The 25,368-nt window shown below is 57.4% G+C and carries 17 protein-coding genes; 12 read left to right on the forward strand and 5 right to left on the reverse strand.

What is annotated here, in order from left to right; genetic code table 11:
* Positions 1-107 precede the first annotated feature (107 nt).
* From VGH19_22360 to VGH19_22370, 3 genes are all read left to right on the forward strand, one after another.
* Positions 108-3,482 carry a PD-(D/E)XK nuclease family protein gene (locus tag VGH19_22360; protein ID HEY1174125.1) on the forward strand — a complete coding sequence of 1,125 codons (3,375 nt, stop codon included), beginning with the start codon at positions 108-110 and terminating at the stop codon, positions 3,480-3,482.
* A complete protein-coding gene (addA, locus tag VGH19_22365; protein HEY1174126.1) occupies positions 3,479-7,093 on the forward strand; it encodes a helicase-exonuclease AddAB subunit AddA in 3,615 nt (1,204 codons plus the stop codon). The genes VGH19_22360 and addA overlap by 4 nt, the downstream gene beginning before the upstream one ends.
* Positions 7,094-7,192: 99 nt before the next feature.
* Positions 7,193-7,450, forward strand: a complete 258-nt coding sequence (locus VGH19_22370) for a hypothetical protein (GenBank protein HEY1174127.1) — start codon at positions 7,193-7,195, stop codon at positions 7,448-7,450.
* A 3-nt stretch (positions 7,451-7,453) separates the two neighbouring features.
* Here VGH19_22370 and VGH19_22375 read toward each other — a convergent pair whose 3' ends face one another.
* A complete protein-coding gene (locus tag VGH19_22375) occupies positions 7,454-7,798 on the reverse strand; it encodes a histidine triad nucleotide-binding protein (GenBank protein ID HEY1174128.1) in 345 nt (114 codons plus the stop codon).
* 42 nt (positions 7,799-7,840) lie between these two features.
* Positions 7,841-8,638, reverse strand: coding sequence for a cytochrome c (locus tag VGH19_22380; GenBank protein HEY1174129.1), 798 nt, complete (start codon positions 8,636-8,638; stop codon positions 7,841-7,843).
* A 132-nt stretch (positions 8,639-8,770) separates the two neighbouring features.
* On the opposite strand from VGH19_22380, the gene dusB reads away from it, so the two are divergent.
* Positions 8,771-9,883 (forward strand): tRNA dihydrouridine synthase DusB, encoded by a 1,113-nt coding sequence (gene dusB / locus VGH19_22385; protein HEY1174130.1) that lies wholly within the window; start codon positions 8,771-8,773, stop codon positions 9,881-9,883.
* Positions 9,884-10,009: 126 nt separating this feature from the next.
* Here the strand turns inward: dusB and VGH19_22390 are convergent, their stop codons facing one another.
* Positions 10,010-11,278 (reverse strand): serine hydrolase domain-containing protein, encoded by a 1,269-nt coding sequence (locus VGH19_22390; protein HEY1174131.1) that lies wholly within the window; start codon positions 11,276-11,278, stop codon positions 10,010-10,012.
* A 285-nt stretch (positions 11,279-11,563) separates the two neighbouring features.
* On the opposite strand from VGH19_22390, the gene VGH19_22395 reads away from it, so the two are divergent.
* Together VGH19_22395 and VGH19_22400 are read left to right on the forward strand one after the other, a co-directional pair.
* Positions 11,564-12,349 (forward strand): amidohydrolase family protein, encoded by a 786-nt coding sequence (locus tag VGH19_22395; protein HEY1174132.1) that lies wholly within the window; start codon positions 11,564-11,566, stop codon positions 12,347-12,349.
* The gene (locus tag VGH19_22400; protein ID HEY1174133.1) at positions 12,346-13,125 is read left to right on the forward strand and encodes an amidohydrolase family protein; all 780 of its coding nucleotides are present in this window, start codon (positions 12,346-12,348) and stop codon (positions 13,123-13,125) included. Before VGH19_22395 ends, VGH19_22400 begins: the two co-directional genes overlap by 4 nt.
* A gap of 14 nt (positions 13,126-13,139) precedes the next feature.
* Here VGH19_22400 and VGH19_22405 read toward each other — a convergent pair whose 3' ends face one another.
* Entirely contained in the window at positions 13,140-14,483 is a 1,344-nt protein-coding gene (locus VGH19_22405; protein ID HEY1174134.1) for a DUF2851 family protein, read from the reverse strand.
* A gap of 275 nt (positions 14,484-14,758) precedes the next feature.
* Between VGH19_22405 and VGH19_22410 the strand changes: the two genes are divergently transcribed.
* The 6 genes from VGH19_22410 to VGH19_22435 all read left to right on the forward strand — a co-directional run bounded on the left by VGH19_22410 (position 14,759) and on the right by VGH19_22435 (position 24,446).
* Positions 14,759-16,132, forward strand: a complete 1,374-nt coding sequence (locus VGH19_22410; GenBank protein HEY1174135.1) for a trypsin-like peptidase domain-containing protein — start codon at positions 14,759-14,761, stop codon at positions 16,130-16,132.
* Between the two features lie 71 nt (positions 16,133-16,203).
* Positions 16,204-17,169, forward strand: coding sequence for an ATP-binding cassette domain-containing protein (locus tag VGH19_22415; protein ID HEY1174136.1), 966 nt, complete (start codon positions 16,204-16,206; stop codon positions 17,167-17,169).
* Position 17,170: 1 nt separating this feature from the next.
* Complete coding sequence (locus tag VGH19_22420) at positions 17,171-17,923, forward strand: ABC transporter permease subunit (GenBank protein ID HEY1174137.1); 753 nt, start codon at positions 17,171-17,173, stop codon at positions 17,921-17,923.
* Positions 17,920-19,401 (forward strand): DUF4350 domain-containing protein, encoded by a 1,482-nt coding sequence (locus tag VGH19_22425; GenBank protein HEY1174138.1) that lies wholly within the window; start codon positions 17,920-17,922, stop codon positions 19,399-19,401. Before VGH19_22420 ends, VGH19_22425 begins: the two co-directional genes overlap by 4 nt.
* A 7-nt stretch (positions 19,402-19,408) precedes the next feature.
* Entirely contained in the window at positions 19,409-21,235 is a 1,827-nt protein-coding gene (locus VGH19_22430; GenBank protein ID HEY1174139.1) for a DUF4340 domain-containing protein, read from the forward strand.
* Position 21,236: 1 nt separating this feature from the next.
* A complete protein-coding gene (locus tag VGH19_22435; GenBank protein ID HEY1174140.1) occupies positions 21,237-24,446 on the forward strand; it encodes a hypothetical protein in 3,210 nt (1,069 codons plus the stop codon).
* Here the strand turns inward: VGH19_22435 and VGH19_22440 are convergent.
* Positions 24,423-25,223, reverse strand: coding sequence for an undecaprenyl-diphosphate phosphatase (locus VGH19_22440; protein ID HEY1174141.1), 801 nt, complete (start codon positions 25,221-25,223; stop codon positions 24,423-24,425). The two genes, VGH19_22435 and VGH19_22440, sit on opposite strands and share 24 nt — an antisense overlap.
* Positions 25,224-25,368 lie beyond the last annotated feature (145 nt).

The following is a 25,368-nucleotide window of genomic DNA, read 5'->3' on the forward strand; positions in this document are numbered from 1 at the left end:
GACTGCCCTTGTATGGGATGGGTGTCAATGAGGGGGAAACGGTTCATTGCGGCAATCAATCCATAACTTCTTTTCCCGTGCGCGTTCTCCCGCTTAACTAGGGGGCGTTGCAAGCGACTTTCCTTCTCGGCCCGGCCGGCAGCGGCAAGACGTATCGCTGTCTGGCGGAGATCCGGGCGGAGCTTTCGGCCTGGCCCGAAGGTCCGCCTTTGCTGCTGCTTGCTCCGAAACAGGCGACGTTCCAGTTGGAGCGCCAGTTGCTGGCGGATTCTTCGCTCGCCGGTTACACGCGCTTGCAGATTGTGGCGTTCGATCGGCTGGCAGAATTCATTTTGGGCGAACTCGGTGAAACACCACCGCGCATCCTTTCCGAAGAAGGCCGCATCATGGTGCTGCGGGCCATCCTTGCGCGTCATCATAAGGAGCTGCGCATCTTTCGCTCCACGGCGCGTCTGCCGGGCTTCGCCCAGCAACTGAGCTTGCTCTTGCGTGAAGTGCAGCAGCATCGCCTCTCTCCGGCCAAGCTGGCGGAACTGGCTGCGAAGGTACCGGCGGAAGGGCGTTTGGGTGACAAGCTGCATGACATCGGTATCATCCTGCGCGCCTACAGCGATTGGCTGAAGCAGCACAAGCTGAATGACGTCAGCGCCTTGCTCGATCTGGCGTCCGATGCGCTCAAGCAAGCTGCGCGTGAAGCCGGTGGCACCTTCCAGCTCGGTGGTTTGTGGATGGATGGCTTCGCCGAGATGACGCCACAGGAGCTGCATCTGCTCGCCACGTTTCTGCCCCTGTGCGAACACGCCACGCTCGCCTTCTGTCTGGATGGCGAGCCGAAGGAATCTCCCCAGACGTGGCTGAATCAATGGTCCGTAATCGCACAGACCTACAAGCGTTGCCGAAATCGCCTGCAGGGTGACGAGGAGATCGAGGTCAAAGTGGAGTGCCTGCCGCGTGTCCGTGAGCGCAGTCGTTTCCAGGAATCGCCGTCGTTGTTCCATCTGGAGACGAATTGGACCGCGCCGCAGGAATCGGAGGAATGGCAGTTCGCGGGGGATTGGGTGAGGCTCGTGGAATGTTTTGATGCGGAGGCCGAGGTGCTCTATGCCGTGCGGACTATTCATCAGCATGTGCGCGCGGGCGGGCGCTATCGTGACGTGGCGGTGCTCATGCGCCGCATCGAAGGTTATCAGGATATCATCCAGCGCGTCTTCAATCGTCACGGCATCCCCTACTTTCTCGATCGCCGCGAATCCGTCGCGCATCATCCGCTGGCGGAATTGACGCGGAGCGCTTTGCGAATGGCCGCCTTTGGCTGGCGCAATGAAGATTGGTTTGCGGCGTTGAAGTGCGGCCTGGTCACGGAGGACGACAGTCTCGTGGATGAACTGGAGAACCAGGCGCTCGCGCGTGGTTGGGAAGGCAATCGCTGGCGTGAACCTTTGGTCATTGAGCGAGAACCGGGTCTGACAAATCGCCTGGAATTCTTCCGGCAAAAGATTGCACCGCCATTCATCCGTTTCGTGGATGAGATGAATCACGCCGAGGGTATCAATGGCCAAACTCTTTCGCGTCTCATCCGCAATCTCTGGGTTGATCTGGAGGTTACGAAAGTGCTGGAGGAGTGGAGCCGTCATCCTGATCCGCAACATCCGGAGTTCGCAGCGATTCACCAGACTGTTTGGGAGCAATTGAACGAGTGGGATGAAAGCCTCCAACTCGCGTTTGAGACGGATATCCTCAGCACGCGCGACTGGCTGGCTGTGGTGGATTCCGGTCTCGCGGGCCTGACCATCGGCGTCATCCCTCCTGCGCTGGACCAGGTGACTATCGGTGCCATCGACCGCTCGCGTAATCCTGATCTGCAAGTGGCCATCGTGCTGGGTGTGAATGAAGGTGTCTTCCCTGCTCCGCCTGAGGCACCGGTCATCCTCACCGAAGTGGATCGCAAGGTGCTCGCGGAATTGAAGGACGATCCACAGCAGATCGGCATGACGTCCCAGCAACGCCTCGCGCATGAACGCTTCTTCGGTTACATCGCCTTCACGCGTGCGCGGCAGAAGCTCATCGTCTGCTGGTCGCGCCAGAACCAGAAGGGAACCGCACTGAATCCCTCGCCCTTCATCACGCAACTGGAACAGCTCTTTCCAAATGATGGACGTATCGACTTCAATGGCACGCTGAAGCCGGAAGATGTGCAGACTTTGCCCGAACTGCTTTCGTTGCCGAACTGGGCGAAGAGTGCGCACAAAGTTGAAGCAGCGCATGAGGGCCAAGTGTTTTGGAATCCTGTCAGCACATTGGTGAAACAGTTGGAGCGTATCGAAGGAGCGTTGAAGCAACAGCAGCTTTCGGCGGCTGCGGTGACGAAACTGTATGGCGATGAGTTGCCCGGCTCGGTGAGCAGCTTGGAGAATTATGCGGCCTGCCCGTTCCGGTTCTTTGTGGGGCACGGTTTGAGTGCGGAGGAGCGCAAGGCGTTTGAGGTGGATGTGCGGCAGGAAGGCAGTTTGCGCCATGACATCCTGGATCGTTTTCACAAAACTGTGCAGGAACAAGATCGACGCTGGCGCGATCTGACACCAACTGAAGCAGGCAATCTTATCCGCCAGATCGGTGAGGAAGTTTTGCCGAAATTTGCCGAAGGGCTCTTCGTTCATGACCGTCAGCGCGAATTTCACGGGCGGATGCTCATCCGTCTTTTGGAGCGCATGATGTCCGTGCTGATCGGCTGGATGGAGCATTACAACTTTGATCCCAAGGCGGTGGAATTCGCCTTCGGCATGAAGGGCGACGGGCCGAAAGGCTGGCGCTTGGAACTACCCGATGGCCGGGCGTTGGTTCTGCGCGGAAGAATTGATCGCATCGATCTTTGCATCCGGGAAGGCAAGGACGAGGCGCTGGTGGCGGTGTTCGATTACAAATCCAGCTCCAAATCGCTCGACGATGTGAAGCTACAGCACGGTCTGCAATTGCAGTTGCTGGCCTATCTCGCCTTTCTCAAGCAATCGCCGGAGGCCCGAGCCTTGCTCGGAGCGAAACAGCTTATTCCGGCGGGTGCCTTCTTCATCAATCTGCGGAGCGACAGCAGTTCCAGCGCGAGCCGTGAAGAGGCCAAAGAGACGGCGGAAGAGAAGAATCGCAAGGTCCACCGGCACACGGGCCGCTTTGATGTGCGTTATGTGGACGAGCTGGACACGCGTGGCACAGGACGGAAAGAAGCGGATCAGTTCAAGAGCACTTCGCGCAGTGCGGATGGTCAGGATGGTGCGGAATTTGAGACGTTGCTGCAAAGCATTGAGCAACAGTTGCGACAGATCGGAGTGAATATTTTCGCGGGTGATGTCAGTGTCTCGCCCTATCGCTACAAAAAGGAATGCGCCTGCGAGCGCTGCGTGTATCAGGGCATCTGCCGTTTCGAGGAGACGCATTCGGAGTATCGCGTGCTGCATGCGGCCAAGAAAGCTAAGGAGGATAAGGCATGAGCCAGGCCACTCCACAACAACAAGCGGCGATCGACGCGCGCGGCAATATCCTGCTCGTGGCGGGTGCTGGCACCGGCAAGACAAGCACGCTGGTGGAGCGTTGCCAGAAGCTCGTGCTGGAGGAAGGCGTCGGCATTGATCGTCTCTTGATGGTGACTTTCACGGAAGCGGCGGCGGCGGAGATGCGGCATCGCATCCGCCACGCATTGCATGAACGTCTGGAAGCCGAGCCGGAAAATGTGCGTCTGGCGGAGCAAATGGCATTGCTGGATACAGCCATGATCTCCACGCTGCACGCCTTCTGTCTGCGTTTGTTGAGGGAGCATTTCCACGAGCTGGCCATCGATCCGCAACTCACCGTGTTGGATGAACAGCAGACCAAGCCGCTCATCGCCGAGGTGCTTGAAGAGATTTTCCAAGAGGCGTACGCGGATGAATCTGAGCACGGAAAGCAGGCGCGGCATTTGATCGAGCGCTATGGTCGCGGTGGAGATGCGGATTTGCGCCTGCGCGTCAAACAACTGCATACATTTCTGCAAACGCTGGCCAATCCGCAGACATGGTTGGCGCAAGCGAAGGAAGTTTATGCCAGCGAGAACGGCTACGAGCATTGGCGTGAGTTGTTGCTGGTGAGCGGGATCGAGTGGGCGCAGGACTGGCATGAGCTGATCAAGGAATGCAGTGCCCAAGCACCTTTGCTGGCGACATCTGCAGCCGCCTTGGATGATTTCCTGAAAGCACCGGATCTGCAGCGGCTCACGTCACTGTTGTATCTGCTGAATACGGCCAGCACAACACGGCGACCCAACAAGACGTTCGATTACAAGAAGCCGCTGAAGAAATGTTTCGCAGAGGTGGAATCATTGTTGCCGTATCTCGCTGCAGAGGGGCAGGACCCGATCATGGTAGATTGGGAAGCAGCGCGAGGTCCCATGCTCGCTTTCTTGAATCTCACGGAAACGTTCACGCAGCGGTATCAGGAGGCCAAGCGGGATTTGGGCGGCGTTGACTTTGCTGATCTGGAGCAACTTTCCTTGCGCTTGTTGCTGGATGAAGAAGGGCAGCCAACTGCCGTGGCAAAACTCTGGCAGCAGCGGTTTGATCATATCTTCGTGGATGAGTGCCAGGACATCAATGCAGCGCAAGATGCGCTCATCCGTGCGGTGAGCCGTGAAGGAGCGGCGGCGAACCGTTTCATGGTGGGTGATGTGAAGCAGAGCATCTACCGCTTCCGGCTCGCTAATCCGCACATCTTCCAAAGTTACGAGCGCGAATGGAAAAAGGCGGGTGCAAATCATCAGGTGCTGCCTTTGACGGAGAATTTCCGTAGTCGCGAAGGTGTTCTGGCGGTGGTGAATTCCATCTTCCATTTCCTCATGCGGCCCACTACGAGCGGGCTGGCTTATGATGAGGATGCGGCTTTGCGGTTTGGTGCTGCGGAGGCGCGTGCGGCTTTTTCCCGAGCGGGTGATGAGAGCACACCGCAGACGGGTGTATGGGCTGAACCGGATTTGCGTGCGGAGCTGCATCTCGTCGTGGATGCGGAGGAGGAGAAAGATTTTGGTGGAGAGACGGAAGCTGAAGACGATGGCTGGGCGGACCTGATGGCATTGGAGCGTGAAGCCCGCGTGATCGCGCAGCGGTTGCGCGAGCTGTATGACGGCAAGCATCAGATCTGGGATAAGAGTGCCAAAGAGTTTCGCGCGGTGAAGTGGTCGGACATGGCGGTGCTGCTGCGCACGGCGGCGAATCGCACGGATGTTTATGCCCGCGCCTCTCGTGAGGCGGGAGTTCCGTTGCTGGCGGAGCAGAAAGGTTTCTTCGGGGCCATCGAGGTGTTGGACATCGTGAACCTGCTGAAGGTGTTGGATAACCCGTTGCAGGATATCCCGCTGCTCGCAGTGCTGCGTTCGCCGCTGGTGGGTCTTTCGCTGGATGAGTTGGTGGCGATCCGCACCAAGCGGACGAAGGATTGCTACTGGCTGGCGTTGCATCAGTGGCATCGCGAGCACATGGGCCATGACGGCACTTTGGCTACGTGGCAGTTGGTGGATGAGTTTTTCCGGCGTCATGCCGCCTGGCGGGCGTTGATCCGGCAGACATCGCTTTCATGCTGTCTGGATCGTGTGTTGGGCGAGACGCATTACGAAGCGTTGCTGCTGGCGATGGAGCATGGCGAGGAACGTGTGGCCAATGTGAAACGGCTGCTCGATCTGGCACGGAGATATGATCCGTATCAGCGGCAAGGGTTGTTCCGTTTCCTACAATTCATCGAGGCGCAGGAGGAAGTGGAGCATGACTTGGAACCGGCTCCGCCGCGGCACCCGGATGCGGTGCAACTGATGACGGTGCACAAGAGCAAGGGCCTGGAATTTCCGGTGGTGGTGCTGGCGAATATCAATCGCATTGAGAACGTGCGCTCGGTAAGTACGGACCTGCTTTGGAGTGAAGGGTTGGGGCTGGCTCCGCGCATCGTGCTGGAAGATACGGATCAACGCTACCCGAGCCTGCCGCACTGGCTCATCAAGCGGCGCGAGTTACACGAGATGAAGGGCGAGGAGATGCGCCTGCTTTATGTAGCGCTGACGCGTGCGCGGGATACACTGATCCTGACCGGTTGTGGCACCAAGAAGCTGTTGCAGGATCGGTGGGGTGCGCCAGCGGAATCGGCTGCGCAAATCACGGCTGAGATCAAACGCGGCCGCTCTTTCCTGGACTGGTTGAAGATTTGGCTGCGTGAGGGTACGACGGATAGTGATTGGCTGGATGATTGCCATGGCAGTACGCCGTTAATCCGATGGCAATTGCACACGGGTGGTGTGTTCAATGCAACTTCAGCGACGGTGGATGAAACTGTTGAAGTAGATGAAAATGATTCTGCTTTCGCGCCGGAATTGGCGGAGAATTTGCAATGGGCTTATCCGAATCCAGCAGCCACAGCAGAGACGGCCAAGACATCGGTGACGGTGTTGCGGAGGCGGAAGGATGAGGCAGATGAGGAGGCGAAGCCGTTATTGCAGACGCAGTTTGCGTTCCAGTTCCCGGCACCGAAGCAGGAGGCGGGGTCGCGCTTGAGCGGTTCAGAGGTCGGCAAGGCGCATCATACGTTTCTGCAGTTTGTGGATCTGACGCAGGCGGGTTCGCTCGAAGGCGCGACGGAAGAGGTGCGGCGATTGGTGGAGATGGGGGTCTTGAAGGAGGATGAGGCGGCGGCGCTGAATGTGAAATCGCTGGCGGACTTCTGGGCTTCTAAGATCGGGCAGAGCATCAGTGCACGCGCTCAGGAAGTGCAGCGGGAGATGCCGTTCACGGCACGATTCTCGACGGCGGATTTGATCCAGTGCGGCGTGGCGGGTGTGAGCCCGAGTCTGCCTGCGGAGGAGTTTGTGATCGTGCAGGGGACGATCGATCTGGCGGTAATTTCGCCGAAGGAGATCTGGTTGCTGGATTTTAAATCCGATCGCGTGAAGCTGGAAGAGATGCCGGTGAAGCTAACGATGTATGAGCCGCAGTTGAAGTTATACGCGCTGGCGTTGGAACGGATTTATCAGCGGCCGGTGAAGCACCGGTGGCTGCATTGGTTGCATCTGGGGAAGACGGTGGAGGTGTGATGTTATGGGCGATCCGGCCAAAACCGTTGACGGGATCTTCGAGCAAGGTTGCGTCAAGCAATGGAGCCGATACGATACAGTGACGGCACGCTGGTGAAGATGGGTGACCGTGTCAGAACAAGAATTTTCTTATTTTTCAAAGAGTTCGGTCGTGTAGTGTACATACCCGGCATATCGCCACAGCATGCGATGATGGAGCACAATGGTATCAAACGGTTAGGGATAAAAACTGATACAGGCGGCTCAGGCGGATTTTGGATAGACCCCAAGACCAACGTGGTTATCCATACGGTCACGTTCTTGAAAAGAGACGATAGTGAACCTGGTAAACTTGCTACTACCGAGGAGTGGGATTGACCGTCAACCCGGTGGCCAAGCCAATTGCCGTCCGCCCAAAATGTGGCAGTGGAGGTGCGGGACGCTTTCGCCGCCGTCCCGGCCGTTGTTGATGACGAGGCGGTAGCCGTTCTCTGAGAGCCCGGCTTGCTTCGCGACTTCAGCGGCTTTCAGGAGCAAGTGGCCGAGCAGTTGCTGATCTTCCGCCTGCGCCTGGCCGATACGCTGGATGGGTTTGCGGGGGACGATGAGGATGTGCGTGGGGGCTTGGGGGCTGATATCACGGAAGGCCACCACTTTGTCGTCCTCGTAAACAATGTTCGCCGGAATCTCGCGCGCGGCAATCTTCTCGAAAAGCGTCTTGCTCATGACGGTAATATAAACGCATCGAGCAACGAGACGCCAGCCGGTTCATTTGGAAACTGGCTCTGAACGCAGTTGCTGCAAGTAAGCCACGATCTGCCAGCGTTGTTCTTCGGTGAGGGTTTCGGCGAAGGTGGGCATGGGTGTGCCGGTGATGCCTTGGGTCACGACGCGATACCAGTCGGGCATTTCCTGGCCTTGGCGAAGTTGTTCGGCGCGGAGGTTGCCGGGTTTGATGGGGAAATCCCAGTGGTCTTTCAACTGCGCGGCGTTGGGTCCGTTGCCTTCACCTTTCGGTCCGTGACAAGGGGCGCAGGTGAGGGTGAAGAGTTCGGCGCCTTTGGTGCGGTGAGCTTTTAGTTTGTCGCCGTCATCCATCCAATCGGGGGTGATGGCTCTGGGCAAAGGTGTGCCGTGGTTCTTGGGATTGTTCCAACGCGGGGAGAAGAATTTCACGTATTCCACCACAGCGCGACGATCTCTCTCCGGCAGGTGCGAGAAGATAGGCATGGCGGTGCCGGTGATGCCGCTGCTCACGGTGCGATAGAGGTCATCGGTAGTGGGGAGTAGATCGTTGGCCGTGGATTTGTATTTGAAGAGGCCGGAACGGAAATCGCGCGGACGGATGTCGAGGGTGATGCCCATGGTGCCTTTGCCATCGCCTTTCTCGCCATGGCAGACGACGCAGTGTTTCTCGTAAACGTATTTTCCTTGGGAGAAGAGGCTGAAATCGGGGACTTCGAAGGAAGGCTTGCTCTTGGGCTTTGCCTGTTCTTCAGCTGCGGAGGCAGAGATGATGCCGCAGAGCAGGCTTAGGGCGATTAAAATGTATCTTAGATGCGTCAATTACCTCTCCACTTTACTGCAAGCGGTGCAGATTACTGAACAAAAATTGCTGGAAGCCGGCAAATGATTGGCTGAGCGAACTGATTTTCCGCTTTACCCAAGGCGAAGATTTCATGGCATAGTGGGGTGGCCATGTTTGCGCTCGGCACATTGTCGTTGAAGTCGAATCTCTTTCTGTCGCCGTTGGCGGGTTATACGAACCTGCCGTTCCGGCTGACGGTGAGGGAGGTCGGTGGCATTGATATGGCCACGACGGATCTCGTGAACGCGCGGTCGTTGCTGGAGAAGAATCCCAAGGCATTCAAGCTGATCGAGACTTGTCCTGAAGACAAGCCGCTGGCGGTGCAGCTCTTCGGCAGTGTGCCGGAAGAGATGCGGGATGCGGCGGTGTATCTGGAATCTATCGGCGTGGCGTCGGTGGATATCAACATGGGTTGTCCGGTGAAGAAGGTGTGTCGCGTGGGCGGTGGCTCGGCGATGATGACGGAGCTGGATAAGACATCCGCGCTGGTGAAGGGCATGGTGGATGCGGTGAAGATCCCGATCACGGCGAAGATGCGTCTCGGGTGGGATGATGAGAATATCACGGCGCCGGATCTGGTGAGGGCGTTGGAAGATGTGGGTGTGGCGGGAATCTTCATTCATGGTCGCACACGAGAGCAGGGTTTCAGTGGCACGGTGAATCTCGCGGGCATTCGCAAGGTGGTGCAGGCGGCGAAGCGCATCCCGGTGATCGGTAATGGTGATGTGACGACTCCGCAGGCAGCGAAGATGATGTTTGATGAGACGGGTTGCGCGGGGGTGAGTGTGGGGCGTGGGGCGTTCTATAATCCGTGGATCTTTGCGCACACGCGGCATTACGTGGATACAGGTGTGTTGTTGCCGGAGCCGACTTTCGAGGAGCGGGTGACGGTGATGTCACGGCATTTGGATCGCATGATCGAGGTGTTCGGTGAAGAGCATGGCTGTCGGATGTTCCGCAAAGTCGCGCCGTGGTATAGCAAGCGGTTCGGGCCGGTGCATGTCTTCAACAAGCGCGTGGTGTTGCTGTCTTCACGGGCGCAGTATTACGAGATCATCGAGGAGTATCGTAACTGGCGGATGCAGTTCCTGGAGGATAACGGGGAATTGAAGGCGCAGTATCAGCCGCCGCCGATGGTGGCGTCTTTCATGCAGGAGAGCGAACCGGGTGTGGCGCAGCGACAGGCGATCCCGGTGCCTAAGGGGCCAGTGGAGGTGTGGTGAGGTGTTTGGTGGAGATCTTGATTAAGCGTTATTGACGTCATCACGTCATGGGTGGATGGAGCATTCAGGCTTCGTCAGCGGCCCGCTGAGGACAGCGAGCCCTACCACGTTGGGCGTTTTGATGCTTCAACTGAACTTCGGGAACAGGTCTTCCTTGGGCCAGTCGGTGACTTTGCTGGCGGCTTTGTGGAGGGCGCCGTCGATCGCGCCATCGGAGAGCTTGGGATCACGGGAGCGTTGGTTGAAGAGGACGGCCCAGTCGAGTCCATCCCAGCGGCGCACGAGCAAGGTGCTGGTGCCGGGGAGGCTGCCGCTGTGCCAGGTGTTCATCTTGCCTTCGCGACCGACGGGGCGAACTTGCCAGCCAAGCGCGTAGTAAGTGTCTTTCAGTTTACCTTCCTCAGTGCGGGAAACAGGAGCGGCGGGTGTGGAGAACATTTCACGAATGGACTTGGCTTCGAGCACGGGGCATTTCTCCAAGGCATCGAAAGCGGAGGCGAAGCGGACGAGGTCCACGGCGGAAGCGATCCATGCGCCGTGGGCATCCATGGCTTCGAGATAGAAGCCGCCGTAGGGCCAGGGCACGCGGAGTTTGATGGCGGGGAAGACGGAATCGGCGGTGCCGTTATCGGGCATGTAATATTTCACCTCACTCTTGGCGCGGAGATCGGGCAAGGTGCCGCCGATCTGCATGTGGGTGATGCCGAGCGGTTTTAGCACGGTCTGTTTCGTGTAATCTTCGTAGCCTTGTTTGGTGAGCTTCTCGATGACGCGGCCAAGGAGGCAGTAGCCGAAGTTTGAATAGGCGTAGCGCTGGCCGGGATCGAAATCGAGCTTGCGCGTCATCATGTAGCGGATGATGTGCTCGGGTTTCGCAGGGGCTTCGACGCTTAGTGTGGTGGCAATGGTGCCGGAGCGGAACATGGGATCGAAGGCCACATCGCGATCCCAGCCGCCCGTGTGATGGAGGAGTTGACGAATGGTGATCTGCTCCCAACGCGCATCGAGCGGTTTTTCGGGGAGGCGCAATATGTCCAACACCTTGTCATCGAGTTTCAGTTTGCCTTGCTCGACGAGTTTCAAAATGCCGACGGCGGTGATGGGCTTGGAGATGCTGGCGATGCGGAAAAGGGAATCGGCTGTTACGGGGGTGTTCTTCTCGCGATCGGCCACGCCGTAGCCACGCGCGTAGATGAGCTTGCGGTCTTTCACGATGGCGAGTGAGCCGCCGGGAATGCCGCGGTCTTTCATGAAGGATTCGACCTCGTCATCGAATGATTTCAGTGGGTGTGATTTGGCTTCGGCAGCGTGGGTGGTGAAGACGGATTGAGTGCCGAGAGCTACGCCGGTCAGGGCGACGCCTTGGATGAACTGGCGACGGGACGGGGTTTTCACGGAAGGGATGGTAGCGAGGTTTTTGGGAAAACGGAGTGAAAAGTTCGCTGGGTTGAATGCGTGAGATTGATGTAAGAGAGTTATGCTGCGGCGGATGTCGCAGACTGCCGGCTGGAATCCGGCAGCACGGGCGTAGGGCTGCGTCGTTCTGCTTGAAAGTCTTGCGTCCATATTTGTGCCATTGGGTTATTGGATGTTGCTGCGGGTCGGAGACCCGCGCTCCTTTTGTGTGCGTGTGCGTTGACACTTGGGGACGCGGAGGGGTTAATGGATGCAGTTGCTGTGATGAAGATTTGGGACGCACATTGTCATCTTTCCACGCCAGGACGCACAGTTGATGAGCGGATGGCGCGGCTGATGGAGATCGCGGATCGTGTGGGCGTGGAGCGAGTGGTGCTTTCCATGGGGTTACCGCCTCTGATCACGAATCCTACGCCCGAGCAGCTTCGTAAAAAGAACGATGAGACGATGGAGGCGCTCTTGCATTGGAATCATCGGGCGTTCGGGTTGTGCTACGTGAGCGGGGAGCATGTGGAGGAGAGCCTCAAGGAGATCGAACGCTGCGTCGAGAAAGGGCCGCTGATCGGCATCAAGCTGTGGGTGGCTAAGCGGTGCAATACTCCCGAGGTCGAAGTGTTGGTGAAGCGGACGCATGAGTTGAAGGGACTGATCGTTCAACATGCGTGGCAGAAAACGAGTGGGAATCCGCCGGGTGAATCGACACCTTTGGATGTGGCGGAACTGGCCACGCGACTGCCGGAGGTGCCGCTGGTCTGTTATCACGCGGGAGGAAATTGGGAGGCGGGCATACGCGCATTACGACCGCATAAAAATGTTTATGTGGAGATCGCGGGATCGAATCCCACGGCGGGTTTCGTGGAGATGGCGGTACGTGAGGTGGGGGCGGAGCGCATCATCTATGGAAGTGATGCGGCGGGAAGAAGTTTCTCATCGCAAGTCGGCAAGCTGATGGGCGCGCAGATACCGGAGGTAGCAAAGGAGTTGATCGGCATGGGGAATTTGCGACGTATTATCACGCCGATTCTCAAGGCGAAAGGCATAACACCGTGAGCGGGCCGATCATTGATACGAATGTGTTTCTCGGCCGCTGGCCATTTCGCCGTTTGCCTTTGGACGAAGCTCCATTGCTGGCGAAGGCATTGCGTGAGCGTGGAGTGGAGCAGGCTTGGGCGGGAAGCTTCGATGCCTTGCTACATCATGATGTGGATGGGGTGAATGGGCGATTAGCCGCCTTGTGTCAGCGCACGGATGAGAAATTGTTTCTGCCCATCGGCACGGTGAATCCGGCGTTGCCGGATTGGGAGGAGGACTTGCGGCGGTGTCAGGAGAAGTATCGCATGTTAGGTATTCGAGTGTTCCCGAACTATCATCAGTATGCGGTGAATGCGCCGAGCTTTGTGAAGTTTTTGAAGCTGGCGACGGAGCGTGGCATGTTCGTGCAACTGGCCGTCAGCATGGAGGATGAGCGCACGCAGCATCCGTTGGTGCAAGTACCGCATGTGGATCTCGCGCCGCTCGTGGACGTGCTGAAAGCGACTCCCGGAGTGCGCTTGCAGTTGCTCAATGCGTTTCGATCATTGCGCCCGGATTTGCTGCTCAAGCTGGTAAGTGCAGCGCATGTCTCGGTGGAGATCGCCACGCTGGAAGGTGTCGCCGGGATTGAGGAATTGTTAAAGCAGGTGCCGGTGGAGCGGCTGATGTTTGGCTCACTAGCTCCGTTGTTTTATTTCGAAGCGGCGGCGTTGAAGCTGAAGGAATCGAAGTTGAGCGAGGCGCAAGCCACGGCGATCTGCCGAGGCAATGCAGTTCAGTTCCTAAAGCGTTGAGCGGGATATCTCTTTTATTTGGCCGCAGTCACACCGTTGATCAGTGCCGGGAAAGGACAGTTCGCACAGGTGGAGTCCGCATGGTCGCAGAAGTCGCGCACGATCTGAATCAAGCCTTGTTGCTCAGCAGCCGTGGTCAGAATGCTCGGAGTAGAGTGACCGAGAAGTCGGCGACGTGCCTGACGCAGCACGGAGTTATCTTCCGCGCGCGGCCAAGTGAGATAGCGAGTCTCCACTTCTTCGAGCAACTGGCTGTTCTCGCCTTTCGCCGCGCGGAGCCAGAGCCAGGGCAGTACTACGTTGATGGCGATGTCAGTCAGCCGCGTTTCGCCGAGTAGCGGTTGCTCCTGGGTCATGCGAGCGGCTTTGAGCGTCCAGCGTCGGGACCAGAACTCGTCTTTATCCTCCTGCATGATCTCGAGCAGGGAGGGAACGAGATGGGTCTTGCGGACTTTTTGGCTAAGCCATTCTTCCAGACGGATGGCCAAGTCTTTCTTCGCCAGCCAATGAGCGGCCAAGGCGAGACGACGTTGGGGATGGTTGGCGGGGCGGATGCCGTTAAAGCGCCAGACCTGTCGCGGCAAGATGTGTTCGTGCAATGAATGGCGGCGATGCCACCAGATCTCCCAGAGGTGGCGGACATAGGCGTCCACGGAATGACGCGGGTCACGCACTTCCTCCGGCAAGAGACTGGAGACGCCGAGCAAGATGGCTTGCAGTGAGGAAGCGCAACGCTCGCCATTCATGGCTTCCATGATGTGCGGCGTCATCTCACCGATGCGTTGCATGGGCCAGACGTTTTGCTTGTAGCCGAGAGCGCGGAAAAGCATCTCAATGAGCGATTGCTCCCAGCCGACTTGCCGCGCGCGGGCCTCGATATGAGCGGCTTTGGCCTGCAGACGAATCAGGGAAGCTTGGCCTAAAAGATCGCGCCAGACGGCTTCATCGAGCAACTTTAACGGTGCAGAACACTGGCCTTGGAGGGATTGAGGCAAGGTTTCGCGAGAATCATTCGCCAGCCAATGCTGCAGATCGGCCATGGGTGAATCCAAGAATTCGCTAAGCGCCAAGGTCGGCAGGGGCGAACTGGTTTGGCTCTTCTCCCAAACCACGTGCAGAATCACGTTCTGGTAGTTCGGATTGGTATCGTGCTTGTGGGCGTGCCAGCCGTTGGATTCGACATCCACCTCGATATCGCCCATTTGCGGTTCTTGACCGGAGAACTGTATGACGGCTTCCTGAAAGTCTGGGCCGGCAGCGCGGTTGAGCCAGCCGGGGTGAAGGATTCGCACGGGCTGACCGTCTATAGTCTTCAGTTCACCGCGTTTGAGCCGTTGTTGTTCCCAAATGGCCTGCATGAGCCGTTCGGCAGGTGGCTTTGGAGCAGCATCGTGCAATAGGGCACGGTTGCTCGTGCCCAGCCGCCAATGTACATAGTAATTCTGGGATGTCCTCCTCACTGGCCATTGCTTTTCGGGTTCGAATGGGGCATTGTCAAGCCTACGGAAGTGTTTGCAAGCAAGCGCTTGCGGAGGAATAGGCCCATCCGGCGGGGAGAATTTGTGGGCGGATAAAGTTATATGTTAAACCGTATATTGAACTTACAGAAAATGTCGCTGGTCGGATAGCCCGTATGAAACGGTCGAAAACATTTTATAGCCTTTTTTTGGCTTTTGGACTGGGAACGGCAAACTGGGCTGGTGGAGCGTCCCTCAAAGTGGAGTTGGCCGCTGATGATGTCCGGATGGATGCCACCGTCAAAGCCGTGCAGAAAGCAATGCCTAGCGTGGTAAACATCGCTACCGAGACCTTGGAAGAGACCCGCACGCTGGAAGATGCGGCCTTCGAACTCTTCTACGGGTATCGTAAGCGTACCACCGAGCGTCGCTACAGCGTCGGTTCAGGCATCATCATTGATGATGGCGGCTATATTCTTACCAATGAGCATGTGATCCAGCGAGCGAACCGCATTTGGGTAAAGCTGTCGGAAGAAGCAGGCGGGGGTGAGTATGAGGCCATCCGGATTTCCAGTGCCAGCCGGAGTGACGTAGCGGTATTGCGCATCCAGCCAAAGGGCACGGAAAAATTCAAGGCGATCGAGTTCGCGCCAGACGACGACCTTTTACTGGGCGAAACCGTGGTCGCTCTCGGCAATCCATTTGGGTTGGGCGGCTCCGTCAGCCGGGGAATCCTCAGCTCAAAGAGCCGTCGTCCTCCTATGGAGGGCCAAAAATTGGATGTGCTGGACTGGCTTCAGACCGATGCGGCCATCAATCCGGGCAATAGCGGCGGCCCGCTGATCAACATGAAAGGCGAGCTGATCGGCCTGAATGTCGCCGTTTATGGTCAAGGCCAGGGCATCGGTTTTGCCATTCCCATCAAACGGGTGGGCGAAGCCATGGCGGAACAGATGACTCCGGAAATATTACGCTCCTTATGGTTTGGGGCGCGCGTGAAGTCCGGCACCATTCCTCTCGTGGTAGGAACAGTGCAGCCGCAAAGTCCGGCCCACAAGGCCGGTCTGCGTGAGGGGGATGTGATTCTCCGCATCAACGGCAAGACGGTCCGCAGCTTGATCGAGTTCACGCGGGAATTGCTGTTTTCCACGGCGGCAAAACCGGCCCATCTGCAAGTCCGGCAGGGAGAGGAGACGAGGGATGTGACCGTAAACCTGGTGCCTGAAAACACCTACTTCAATACGGAACTCATCCGGCAACGCACGGGCCTGACATTGCGGGAACTGACGCCTGATGAAGCCAAAGGGTTTAACCTGCCCTTCGGTGGGTTTGTGGTGGCTGATGTGGAAAAGGGCGGGGATCTGGCCAAAATGCTGCACAACAAAATCACCATCGTTCAAGGGGTCAACGGTGTGGCGTTCAACAATACGGTCAAACTGGCCCGTTTATTGAACGAAAAAGCACCGGGTGAAAAAGTGGGTCTGAACTGCGGCTTTATAGTACGCACGGGCGAGTCTGGCCGGGGCACGTTAGAAATAACCTTGAAGTAGTGATTTTTCGTTTGGTGCAGGGCCGATAAAATCGCAAGAATGGGCAATCCGATACAGTGGTTTAGTTTTACATGAGCGACGAGTGGATGATTGAAGTGAACAACCTGACGAAGCGGTATGCCGGGCATACCGCGATCGATGGGCTCAGCTTCAATGTCCGCAAAGGAGAAATCGCAGGCTTCTTGGGACCGAATGGTGCGGGCAAGAGCACCACCATGCGTATCCTCTCCTGTTTCATGGCGGCCACGTCCGGTTCCGCCAAGGTGGCCGGGCACGATATTTTCACCCAGGCGGATGAGGTCCGCCGCCGGATCGGCTACATGCCAGAGAACAATCCGTTGCACACCGACATGCGGGTCCGCGAGTACCTGAAATTCCGGGCACGCTTAAAAGGGCTGTCCCGTGCCAAAAGCCGGGAACGCGTGGATGTGGTGACAGAACAGTGCTCCCTGCAAGACGTCGCTTCCAAGGTCATCGGAACTTTATCCAAGGGCTACCGGCAGCGTGTCGGTCTGGCGGACTCCCTGGTGCATGAACCGGACCTGATCATTTTGGACGAGCCGACCATCGGTTTGGACCCGCATCAGATCCGCTCCGTGCGCCAGCTCATCAAGAGTTTGGCGGGCAAGCACACGATCTTGATCTCGACTCATATCCTGCCGGAAGTGGAGATGATCTGCAACCGGGTGGTCATCATCCGCGGCGGTAGAATTGTCGCATCGGACACACCGGAGAATCTGCGGAAGCTCGTCGGGCAGGACACGCAAGTGATAGCGGAGATCGCGGCACCGGAAACAGAACTGAAGCAATGCTGGGAACAGATCGCCGAGGTGGAATATTTCGACATCTCTCCTTCAGAGGGCGAATTCCTGCGCTGCTCGCTGACCGGGCGCGCAGGCGTGGACTTGCGGCAGATCGTCTCCGATACGGTTCACGGCAAGGGCTGGAAACTCCGTGAACTGACACGTAACCGCCATTCGCTGGAAGACATCTTCGTGCGCATCACGCGGACGGACAAGGAAGAGGAGGGCTTTTAGCGTGCAAACGTTTGTGACCCTCGTGCGCCGTGAACTGGGTGCCTTCTTCGTCTCCTTGACGGGCTATGCCGTGATGGCGGGTGTGCTCTTCCTGCTGGGTTTGAGCATGACCCTCATGCTCAACTCGCTGGATGCCACCCCCGTGGCGGTGCCGGTCATCGAGCTGTTTTACGAGACGGCATTTTTCTGGCTGATCCTGCTGCTGGCTGCACCGGTCATCACGATGCGGAGTTTTGCGCTGGAACGGGCCAGCGGCACATATGAGACATTGATGACCACACCAGTGAGCGATCTGGAAGTGGTGCTTGCGAAGTTCACTGGCAATCTCATCTTCTTCCTCATCATCTGGCTGCCGTTCCTGGCGTATCCTTTCATATTGCGGCGATACACAGCGGAACCGGATGCGGTGGCGACCGGGCCTTTGTCCACCACGTTCCTCGGCATCTTCCTGTTGGGCTGCCTGTATATGTCCATGGGCATCTTTGCCTCATCCATCACGCGCAATCAGATTTTGGCGGCGATGAATGCCTTTGCCATGGGCCTGTGCCTGTTCTTTCTCAGCTTCGTTTCGAACATGGTGCCCTTGGGTGACGGCTGGTTGTCCAAGATCGCGGCACATCTCTCCATGTTCGAGCACATGCGGGACTTTGTGCAGGGCGTGATCGATACGAGACACATCACGTTTTACCTGAGCCTGACGGCATTGTTCCTCTATCTCACGCTCAAGGTAGTAGAAAGCAGGCGGTGGAAATGAGCACTGAAGAGCACAACAATACTGCGCCCAGCTTCTCCGCCGGCCGCCGCTGGTTCATCGGCTTTCATGTGCTGCTGGCCGTCATCGCGGTGACGGCGATCCTGGGCATGGGGAATTACCTCTCCCTGCGCCATTTCATCCGGCACAGCATAAACGACAAGGGCGCCGGGCAGCTCACACCCGCGACATTGCAGGTCATCAAATCGCTGACAAATGATGTCCGTGTCATCATCTACTACAATCCCGAGGAACCGCTCTATCCGTACGTCAGTGCGATGCTGAAGGAATACGCCGCGCGGAGTCCGCATATCAAACTGGAATCGGTGAACTACGCCACACAACCGGGCGAGGCGACCAAGGTGATCACTGAGTTCGGCTTGAATCAAGGGACCAAGGATGTGGTGATTTTCGCCGCCAACAACCGGTCGGAATCGGTGAGCCAGGGACAACTTTCAGACTTGGACATGACCGCCCTGATCCAGGGCAAGAGCAACGAGGTGAAACGGAAAGCGTTCAAGGGCGAGCTGTATTTCACCTCCAAGCTGCTGGCCGTCAGCAGTGCGAAACAATACACCGCTTATTACCTCAGTGGCCATGGGGAGCACGATCCCCGGCAGGATTCGGAAATGGGCTATCAAAAGTTCGCCGAGTTGATGGTGAACAACAACGTCTTCGTGAAGGCGCTGGATCTGCAACGCACGAACGATGTGCCGGCGGATTGTGACTTCCTCGTCATCGCGGGCCCGCGCTATGAACCTGCCGCCGTGGAACTGGAACGGATCGACAAGTATCTCGGCACCGGCGGACGTTTGCTCCTGCTCATGAACATCCGTTCGGCACCCGGCTGGGAGAGGTTGATGGTCAAATGGGGCGTGGCCATGGGAAATGATGTGGTCTTTGACCCCCCGAACATGCAGGACATGGGCACATTGATGGTCGACAACATGGGTTCCCATGCGGTGACACAATCCAAAGAGCGCATATATATGCTCAATCCCCGTTCCGTCGGCAAAGTCCCCGGAGCGGTGCAGGCGGATTCGGCACAGGTCACCGAACTCTTCACCACTGGCCCGTCAGGCGTGGCACATACGGATTTCCAGAAAGGTGTATTGCTGCCGGCGGCCCATCCCAATGATCGAAAAGGCGAGATACCCCTGGGCGTGGCGGTGGAGAAGGGCGGTCTCAAGAACATGGCGCTGCAACGTGGCTCCACCCGGCTGATCGTGGTGGGTGATTCCGCCATGCTCGCCAACCTCTACATGATCGCCCCTGGCAACGAAGAGTTTGCGCGGCAATCCATCAACTGGCTGTTGGACCGCACGTTTCTGCTCAATTCCATCGGCCCGCGCGCTTTCACCGAATACCAGCTCACCATCACGAATTCGCAGATGACGATCTTGCGCTGGATACTGCTCGGTGCGATGCCCGGCGGCGTTTTTATATTTGGTCTCCTGGTCTGGCTGAGGAGGCAGCGTTGATAAACTGATGAACACCAAGAATACATGGAGTCTGGTGGCGGTGGCGGCCGCGCTCTTTGCGTTCATCTATTTCTTTGAACGTGATGACGGCAAAGACACCGCCAAAGTGGTCGAGCACCGTTTGATGAACAAACTCCAGGTGTCGCTGGTTTCCCGTATCGAGATCAACATCGTCGGCACGAACACGGTCACGCTTGAGCGGGCGAACACCAACTGGCGGGTCATCTCGCCCGTCAACTATCCGGCCCGGCAGCAGCAGGTGCGCAACTTCCTCGCCGGTGTGGCAGAGCTGGCTTATACGAGCACCATCCCGGCGACGGAACTGGCCAAGTCACCCCGGGGTCTGGCCGATTACGGTCTGCAACCTCCGCGCGCGCAGATCGTCCTCGTGCAGAACAATGAACGCCTCGAGTTGAACATCGGCAACGAAACGCCAGTCGGCGGCCAGCGCTATGTGCAGATCGGGCAGGACATTCTGGCGTATCTCGTGGATGCCAAGATCGCTTCTTTAGTGCCCAGTTCTGCTACTGCATGGCGGGATGTCGGGATGTTGCCCGCCAATCTGGCCTTTAACCGCATCGAGATTCATGCCGGCAGCCGGGTGATGGAATTTCAGCGGGATGAGACGAACCAGGTCTGGCGCATGACCAAGCCCTTGGTGGCGCGGGCGGACAATCTGCGCATCCGGGACATGGTGCAGCAATGGCGCATGTGGCCGGTGAATTCTTTCATCAGCGACAATCCGCCCAATACCGAGCTTGAGCGCACGGGCTTTAAGCCGCCGGAATTGGAACTGTTGCTGGGGCAAGGAACGAACACCGCGTTTATGGTCCAGTTCGGCGGTCCTTTTCCGGACAAGCCCGAGTATATCTACGCATTACGTTCCACTCATACGAACCTTGTCCTCACACCCCAATCATTTGTGGAAGCCATGCGCAGCGCGCCCAATGACTTCCGTGATCGCCGCCTGCTCTCCTTCCCGGTCAACCTGCCGGACATCATCGAAGTGCAGAGCGATGAGAAGTTCACCCTGCTCCGCCAGACCAATGGAACATGGCTGGTGGAGAATGACACGAATTTCACCGTGGATACCGTCCTCGTGAACGAGATGCTGATGAACTTGAACACTCTGGATGTGGTGGATTTCGAGAAGGACAACGTCACGGACTGGACGCCCTACGGATTGGTTCAGCCGGCGCATCGCTACACCATGTCCGTCCTCAGCACCAATGCGGTCATCGGCGGCACGAACACCTTGGTGGCGCAACTGGAACTGGGCGTTTCCCCGGATCGTGTGAGGGTTTTTGCCCGCCGCCCGGATGAGTCCTCCGCTTACACTTTGCTGGATGGCGTGGCGCGGAAACTGCCGCGTAGCGTCTTTCATCTGCGTGACCGCCGGGTGTGGAGCTTCAACACCAATGACGTGAGGCGCATCAGCATCGAACAGGAAGGCCGCAAGAATGAACTGGTGCGCAACCCTAAGAGCCTCTGGGCTTTGGGTGAAGGTTTGCCGGGCATGGTCAACCCCTTCGCGGTGGAGGAAACGGTTTTCCGTCTGAGCGAGATGCAAGCCGTCCGGTGGGTGGATCGCGGGCCGACAGTGGCGCAACGTTACGGCATCACCCCGGATTCCCATGGCATCACGCTGACGTTGCAACGCGGCGGCGGACCGGAGGAGAAATTGATGTTGCGCCTCGGCAGCCTGACGCCTACGCGCAATGCCTATGCGGCGGTCATCCTGAACGGCACCACAGTGGTATTTGAAATGCCGCAAAGCCTGCACGAGTATATCTCCAAGTATTTGAACGCCCCGACGTTGCCGGCTTCAAAATGATATGGCCGAACGCGAACAGAAACGCTTCTGGCGGAACTGTCGGGTGTGCTTCCGCTGGTGCCGTGTCGCGCTCTTGCTGCTGGTCCTTTTCGTCGTCTGCCTGCTGATCTATGTCACGCGGATCGGCGTGCCCGAGTCCGTCAAACGCCCCCTGCTCTCCGAGTTGCGCCAGCGCGGCATCGACCTCCAGTTCCAACGCATGCGCTGGACCTGGTTCCGCGGCATCGTGGCCGAGGGGGTTACCATCGGGGAAACGAACCAGACCGGAGGATTGCAATTCAAGGCGCGAGAACTGGTGGTGCAGCTGGATGATGAGAAGCTGAAAAGTTTCAAATTCATCCCCCGCGTGCTCGTGCTGAACGAAGGCAAGATGGACCTGGCCTTGAATGAGACAAATCAGCCCGCCCGTCTTCTCAGCGTAGACAAAGTCTCCACCGAGATCCATCTGCTGCCCAATGATCAATGGGAACTGATGCACTTCAAGGCGAACACGCTGGGTGTGAACCTGAACCTGAGCGGCAGCATCACGAACGCCTCCAAGCTGCGTGAGTTGACGCGTAAGGAGAAGAAGCCGGGAGGCGGTGATGAGGATGCGAAAAAGCCGAAAGAGAAGGATGCTTGGAAACGTCAGTTGCGCGTGGTGACGGATACCATGGAGCGCATGCAATTCGAGCATACGCCGGAGCTGTATCTCGTGGTGCGGGGTGATGCGAGTGATGCCGCTTCTTTCTTTGCGGAAGCGAACCTGGAAGCCAAGTCAGCGATGACCCCGTGGGGCAGTTGGGAGAATCTCAAGCTGAGTGCTCCTTTGAATGCAAAGGAGATGAGCAACGGCCTTTTCCAGGCGGAGATGACCCTGCGCTTCGATCAAGGACATACCCCATGGGGCGTCGTCAAGCAGGCCAAGGTGAATGTGCGGCTGGAACACAGCATCACGAACCCTGCGCCGTTCCGGGCCGACTGGGATGTTTCGCTGAATGGGCTGCAACTCCCTTACGGACAATTGGTGGCGCAGCAGTTGAACTTGAGCGGTGTCACGCGCCGGGAAACGAATGCGCCATCTGAACTGGAGACGAAGTTCAAATTGCGCTCCCAGGCAGTGAAAAGTGAGTGGGCGCAGGCAGCCGGAGCACAGTTGGATGCGCATGTGATCTCCTCCCTGACGAACCCGATTCCCAATATCCGTTCTTTGGAACTGACCTTGGATCAGCCGCGTTCCGAGTGGGCACAGGCGCGCAAACTGAAACTCTCAGGAGAGTTTTCCCTGACCAATGCGCCCGTGAGGACCAACGAATCTTGGGGCTTCTGGGCCAAGCTCGCGCCATACGCGATTCAATGGAAGATCCAGAGCGAGAATCTGCGCGTCTGGCAATTGCGATTCCCGACCCTGGCAACGGCCGGCCGGTGGACGGCACCCAAGCTCGAAGTGACTTCGCTGGAAAGCGCCTTGGCGGGTGGTGAGGCGGACATCGCAGCGCAACTGGACGTCACTGATCGCCGGGTTTGGACCAAGCTCCGAACCGATGTGGATATTCAACGCCTCGCCCACCTGATGTCCACGAATGCGCAGCAATGGCTGGGAGACATCAAATGGGACAAAGCGCCTGAACTGAATCTGGAAGGACGCATGGAGCTGCCACCATGGACTGGCAAGGCCACGAACTGGAATGAGATCCTCCTGAATCGTACGTGGGTCTCCGGCGGGTTGAGCGTCGGGCCGGTGGCGTATCAGGAGCTTTCGGTGAAATCACTGGAAGCAGATTTTGGTTTCACGAACGGCTTTTTGGCGGTCACGAATCTGCACCTGATCCGGCCCGAAGGCGAATTGCGGGTCACAGGACAGGCGGATTTCACCAAGCAAGAGTTCAAGGCGGATGTGGCAAGCAGCATCAATCCCTTGATCGTGAAGCCTTTGGTCAAGAAGCCGAAGACGCAGAAGGTCTTCAATGATTTCATACTGACCACCCCGCCTCATTTGCGTGCGCAGGTATCGGCGGTATGGACGGATTGGGAGACACTTCAGGCGGGGGGGCAGTTGAACTTCACCAATTTCAGCTATCAAGGCCATGGCATCAGCAACCTCAGCACGCACATCGGCTTCACCAACCAGTTCCTCTCCTTCTCCAAGATCGATCTGCGGCGTAATGCGGAGGAGAACGCGATCGCGGATGGCGTAGGACTCGATTTGATCAAAGGGCTGGTCCATATCACAAACGGTTTGGTCTATTGGGACGTGGGAGATGCCACCGGCATCATCGGTCCCAAAACGAAGGAGGCCGTCGATCCGTATCAGTTCGCCACGCCGCCACTGGTGCATGTGGAGGGAATGATCCCTCTGCGCGATGCGGAGAGCAGTGACCTTCATTTCAAATTGTTCAAGGGCGGTCCGTTCAACTACTGGCGCTTCAACCTGCCGGAAGTGCGGGCAGATCTGCACTGGGTGACGAACACCCTCGTCATCACCAACCTCGCGGGGCAATTTTACGGCGGTGCCGTCCGGGGAGATGCCTTTTTTGACTTTGGCGGCACTAATGGCACGGACTACCGCTTTCACGCCATCATCACCAATTCAAACCTCAAACCGTTCCTCACGGACATGCTCCAACGCTCGAATACGCACGAGGGTGTCATCGATTGCGACCTGACTATCACGTCTGCGCAGGCCAAGGACATGAAGACGTGGAACGGTTTCGGCACGGCCAGCATGCGCGATGGTTTCCTGTGGGACATACCGCTGTTCGGCGCCATGACGCCACTGCTTGAAGGGGTGAACGAAGGTTTGGGCAAGAGCCGTGTGCGGGAAGGCTCGGCGAGCTATTTCATCACTAATAGTGTGATCTATACCCAGGACCTCGAGCTGAAGACGCCGACCATCCGGATGGCCTACAAGGGATCGATAGATTTTGATGCCAACGTGGATGCCAAGGTGGAAGGGGCGCTCTTCCGTGATTCACCACTGGTGATCAAGGTCTTTGGCTATCTGACCACCCCGTTCACCAAGCTTTATGAATACAAGGTGACCGGCACTTTGAGCGAGCCGAAGCTGGACACAGTGCATTTCGTCCCCAAGGTCGTCAAAGGGCTGCTCTTCCCGCTGCGTATCTTCAAGATATTCAGTGGCGGTGACCGGAAGAAGAATGACGAGCCTAAACCCGCCGTCACCCCGGAATCTGCTCCTCCGGCTCCCTCAACCCCGGAGAAAAAGCAGTAACGCTGCCCCCAAGATGATCCGGTACCAGCCGAAAGCCACGAAGGTGTGTGTCTGGACGAACTTCAAAAGCCACTTCACGGTGATGAAGGCGGTGATGGTCGCGGTGATGAATCCCAGTGCAAACAGCACCCAGTCCACCGACCCCAATCCTTCTTTAGCCACCTGTTTGGCGAAGCTCAACCCACCAGCAGCGATCAACGTGGGGACGCCGAGCAAAAAAGAAAACTCAATAGCCCGCGGACGGCTCAGACCAAGGATGAGGGCGACGAGAATAGTAGTCCCTGAACGGGAAGCTCCCGGAAAGGCGGCCGCAATCAATTGCGAGACACCGATGGCCAGCGCGATAGCCCATGTGATTCGTTCCGAACCTTGTTTACCTTTCAACCAATGCTCAACCGCGATGAACAGGACACCGCCGATCAGGGTGGCCCATGCCACTGGGCCTACCGATTCCGGCAGTCGCATGCCCAGCTTCTTCAAAATGATGCCTCCGATCCCTGTGACCATAAAAGCGACGATCAGCTTGGAGACGTAATCGAAAGTTTCAGGCTGTTTCCAGTTGGTGGCCAATTCCTGCAGACGCTGTTTGAAATTCAGGATGACCGCCAGCACGGCTCCGCTTTGAATTCCGACATTGAACAATTCAGATTGGAGAAAGGGTGAATCGGCATGCAGAAACTTTTCCACGATAAGCAGATGGCCGGTCGAAGATACCGGCAGAAATTCCGTTATCCCTTCCACCACACCCAAAATGATCGCTGCCAGCCAGTCTTGCATGCGGACTTTTAGACGGTAAAAACGCCATGGGCACAAGGCGTATCTTCCCCCATAGGCATTCTCCAAAAATCGAGATTTTCAAGCGAGAGAACCATGCAGGTTGAAAAGGAGTTTGAATTTACCGGGGCTTTCCCCGTCCAAATCA

The organism is Verrucomicrobiia bacterium, assembly GCA_036405135.1.
Lineage (GTDB): Bacteria > Verrucomicrobiota > Verrucomicrobiia > Limisphaerales > JAEYXS01 > JAEYXS01.